This window comes from Streptomyces sp. AK010 (assembly GCF_014207295.1).
Taxonomy (GTDB): domain Bacteria; phylum Actinomycetota; class Actinomycetes; order Streptomycetales; family Streptomycetaceae; genus Streptomyces; species Streptomyces massasporeus.
Genome location: NZ_JACHCX010000029.1, coordinates 63,479 through 67,317, shown reverse-complemented (window position 1 = coordinate 67,317; position 3,839 = coordinate 63,479). Strand labels below are relative to the sequence as shown.

Below are 3,839 nucleotides of genomic sequence, written 5' to 3'. Positions count from 1 at the left end.
GCCAGAAGGGCGTCCAGGTTTGTCTTCACACACTGACCAACGGGCGCCCTTCGCCATGGTTGCGACCAGCCCAGACATCGGACTCATTCATCTAGGTCCGGACCGTCGGGGCGCGGGGCGCGGCGCGGCCCTCGGTGCCACTGCTAGCGTCCGGCCCCGTGGACGACAGCGTGTACGTGGGCAACGCCGGTGCGGACGCCGCCCTGGACCGGGGATGGATTTTCGGGCATTTCAAGGACGCCGGGGGTCCGCGGCACAGCGAGGCCGTGGAGATCAAGTGGGGGGTGCACCCCCCGGGGGACGAGCGGGCCGAGTGGGTGCGGGGTGAGGAGCGGACCGCGCTGCTGGTGCTCGTCAGCGGGCGCTTCCGGGTCGAGCTGCCGGGGCGCAGCGTGCTGCTGGAGCGGCAGGGCGACTACGTCGTGTGGGGGCGCGGGGTCGAGCACTCGTGGGGCGCGGAGGAGGAGTCGGTCGTGCTGACGGTGCGGTGGCCGTCCGTGCCGGGCTACGCGGTGGGCCGGGGCGGCTGACGGCTTTGCCGGTCCTGGGGCCGATCGCGACCCGTTCATGGGCGGGCCCGGGTGCACACTGGTTGTGGGACGAGTGCGTGACTGCGGGGTGATGCAGATGCACAGCCGCTTCCGGAGCGACCGGCGGTTGACCACCCGTATGGGGATCACGCTGTTCCTGCTCGGGTTGTTGTACGTGGCGTTCGTCGCCGCGTTGATCGTGCTGCTGAAGTCGTGGGTGCTGGTCGTGGTGATCGCGGCGGCACTGCTCGGCGCGCAGTACTGGTTCTCCGACCGGATCGCGCTGTACGCCATGCACGGACGGGTCGTGGAGCGCGAGGAGTATCCCGAGCTGCACGCGGTGATCGACCGGCTGTGCGCCCTGGCCGACATGCCCAAGCCGGTGGTCGCGGTGTCCGGAATGGACATGCCGAACGCGTTCGCGACCGGGCGCAATTCCGACCACGCGGTGGTCTGTGTGACGACCGGGCTGCTGCGGCGGCTGACGCCCGCCGAACTGGAGGGCGTGCTCGCGCACGAGCTGTCGCACGTGGCGCACAAGGACGTCGCCGTGATCACCGTCGCGTCGTTCCTCGGGGTGATCGCGGGGCTGATCGTGCGGTTCGCCTTCTACTCCCAGCTGTTCGGCGGGGGCCGCAGGGACCAGAACACGGCGGCCGTCTTCGCCGCGGTGATGGGAGTGGCGGCCGCCGTCTACGCGATCAGCTTCCTGCTGATCCGGGCCCTGTCCCGGTACCGGGAACTGGCCGCCGACCGGGCGGCCGCGCAGCTCACCGGCCGGCCCTCGGCGCTGGCCTCCGCGCTCACCAAGGTCTCCGGCGACATCGCCCGCATCCCGACCAAGGACCTGCGCACGGCCCAGGCCTTCAACGCCTTCTACTTCACGCCCGCGCTGGGCCGCGAGCCCGGCATCGCGCGCCTCTTCTCGACCCACCCGAGCCTGGAGCAGCGGCTCGACCAGCTGGGCCGTATTTCCGCCGAACTGGGCGAAGCGGCGGCACCCGGAGGGGTGTGACCGGCGCATGGGGCTGCTGGACATCCTGCTCGGCCGGACGAAACCGGTCGTGGCGGATCTCGACCGGCTCTTCGCGCTGCCCTCGGCGGCCGTGACCCTGGAGGCCGCCGCGGGCTTCACGCCGACGGGGCATGGCGCGGTGTGCTTCGCCACGGTCGAGGGCGCGGCCTTCGAGCAGTCCCACCGCGAGGTGCAGGCCCTGCTGGACGCCGACACCGACCGCGGCGGCCCGCCGGTGGAGCTGCGCCAGGACGGCTACGGCTACTCCTGGCTGGTCTCCCGCCGTGCCCCCGACCAGCTCTCCGCGCTCGTGAACGACCTGCACGCCGTGAACAGCCAGATGGAAGTGAACGGGTTCGGCCCCCAACTGCTGTGTTCGCTGGCCGGGTTCGAGGATCCCTCCGGCCGGCGGCTCGCGCTGGTCTACCTCTACAAGCGCGGCACGTTCTACCCGTTCGCGCCCCTGCCGGACGGGACACAGCGGCGTGACAACGCACTCGAACTCCAGGTGCGGGCCGCGCTCTCGGGCGACCTGCGCATCGAGCAGGACCTGAGCCGCTGGTTCCCGGTGTGGGGAGCGCCAGGGTTGTGAACGCCCTCCGGGGTCGGGGGCCACGTGAGTGAATGGCCGTATGAGTGAGCCGATCCCTTTCACCCATGTCACCGGCGGCGAACGACTCAGTGGCCTGTCCTGCGGCGGGGGCGAGCAGGCCCGGGCGACGGTCGTGCTGCTGCACGGCGCGGGCAACGGCAGCAAGGAGCGTCTGGTGCCGTTGCTGGCGGAGTTCGCGGCCCACGGCTGTCACGCCCTCGCCTTCGATTTCTCGGGGCACGGGGAGAGCACCGGCCTGCTGCGGGAGCTGAGCCTGCGGCGCCGCTTCGAGCAGGCCGTCTCCGTCATCGACGCACGCGCGCGTGTGGACGGGCCGCTGGTCCTGGTCGGGTTCAGCATGAGCGGCCAGACGGTGGCGGATCTCGTACGGCACTACGGGGAGCGGGTGGCGGCCCTGGGGCTGTGCGCGCCGGCGGTGTACGCGGGCGAGGCGTGGGACGTGCCGTTCGGCTCGGGCGACGGGCGGTTCAGCGAGATCATCCGCAGGCCCTGGAGCCGGCGTGCGGCGCCCGCGCTCGACGTCCTGCGGGCGTTCGAGGGCCGGGCGGTGCTCGCGGTGCCGGACACGGACGAGATCATCCCGCCCGCCGTGACCAAGGCCCTCTCCGAGGCGCTGGCCCGGCGCGCGCAGTTCACGCACCGGGAGCTCCCGGGCGCCGGGCACCGGTTGGGCCTCTGGTTCCGCGACCACCCCGATGACCTGCGCGAGTTCGTCACCGCTGTGCTGACCGGGCTCGGCGAGCAGGGCTGGTCGGCGACCCGCGCCTGGGTGGCCAAGCAGCTCCCGCAGGGCCGTACGGTCGTCACGTCGTCCTTTCTGACCGGAGGCTGGAGCGCCCAGATGCGGCGGCTCGCCCTCGACGACGGCACCGAGCTGGCGCTGCGGACGTTCGTGAAGCCCTTCTTCCGGCGGCACGCACCCGGACTGCTGGCCCGAGAGGCGGAGATGCTCACGCTGCTGGCGGGGCAGGAGGGCGTGCCGGCCGCCGAGCTGATCGGCGTGGACGCGACCGGGGAGCACTGCGACCATCCGTCCCTGCTGATGTCGGTGCTGCCGGGGCGGGTCCGGGTCGACGAGGCGGAACTCGACGCGCGGGTGGACCTGCTGGCGGCCCAGCTGGCCCGGATCCACCGGGTCGTGCCCCGGGAGCGTCCGCGGACGTACCAGGCGTGGACCTCGCCGGCGGCGGTTCCCGCGGGGTGGGAGCGGGCCGTGGACGTCATCCGCCGCGCTCCCCCTCCGTACGACGGCTGCTTCCTGCACCGGGACTTCCACCCCGGGAACGTCCTGTTCACGGGTTCGGGCGCCGAGCTGCGGATCAGCGGCGTCGTCGACTGGGTGGAGACCTCGTGGGGGCCCGCCGACCTGGATGTCGCCCACTGTTCCACGGCTCTCGCGCTGCTGCACGGCCCGGAGTGCGGCCTCGGTTTCCGGGAGCGCTACGAGGCCCGGGGCGGGCGGCGCCTGGCCGACGGCCCGGAGCATCTGTACTGGCGGCTGCTCGACGCCTTGGCCTACGTCCCCGACGCGGCGAAGCTGGCGGGACCGTGGCGGGAACTGGGCCGGACGGATCTGACGCCGGAGGTGCTGGGCGGGCGGCTGGAGGCGTATGTGACGGGGCTGCTGGAGCGGTACGGCTGAGACGGCAGGCCGGTACGGCTGAGACGGCAGGCCGGTACG

General features: G+C 72.6%; 4 protein-coding genes. All 4 read left to right on the top strand.

Annotated features, from left to right (window positions below):
• Nucleotides 1–158 precede the first annotated feature (158 nt).
• The 4 genes from HDC93_RS34870 to HDC93_RS34855 all read left to right on the top strand — a co-directional run bounded on the left by HDC93_RS34870 (nt 159) and on the right by HDC93_RS34855 (nt 3,800).
• The gene (locus HDC93_RS34870; protein WP_185014829.1) at nt 159–530 is read left to right on the top strand and encodes a signal peptidase I; all 372 of its coding nucleotides are present in this window, start codon (nt 159–161) and stop codon (nt 528–530) included.
• 97 nt (nt 531–627) lie between these two features.
• Complete coding sequence (htpX, locus tag HDC93_RS34865) at nt 628–1,545, top strand: zinc metalloprotease HtpX (RefSeq protein ID WP_185014828.1); 918 nt, start codon at nt 628–630, stop codon at nt 1,543–1,545.
• A 7-nt stretch (nt 1,546–1,552) separates the two neighbouring features.
• A complete protein-coding gene (locus HDC93_RS34860) occupies nt 1,553–2,137 on the top strand; it encodes a PspA-associated protein PspAB (protein ID WP_185014827.1) in 585 nt (194 codons plus the stop codon).
• A 40-nt stretch (nt 2,138–2,177) separates the two neighbouring features.
• Complete coding sequence (locus tag HDC93_RS34855) at nt 2,178–3,800, top strand: alpha/beta fold hydrolase (protein ID WP_185014826.1); 1,623 nt, start codon at nt 2,178–2,180, stop codon at nt 3,798–3,800.
• Nucleotides 3,801–3,839 lie beyond the last annotated feature (39 nt).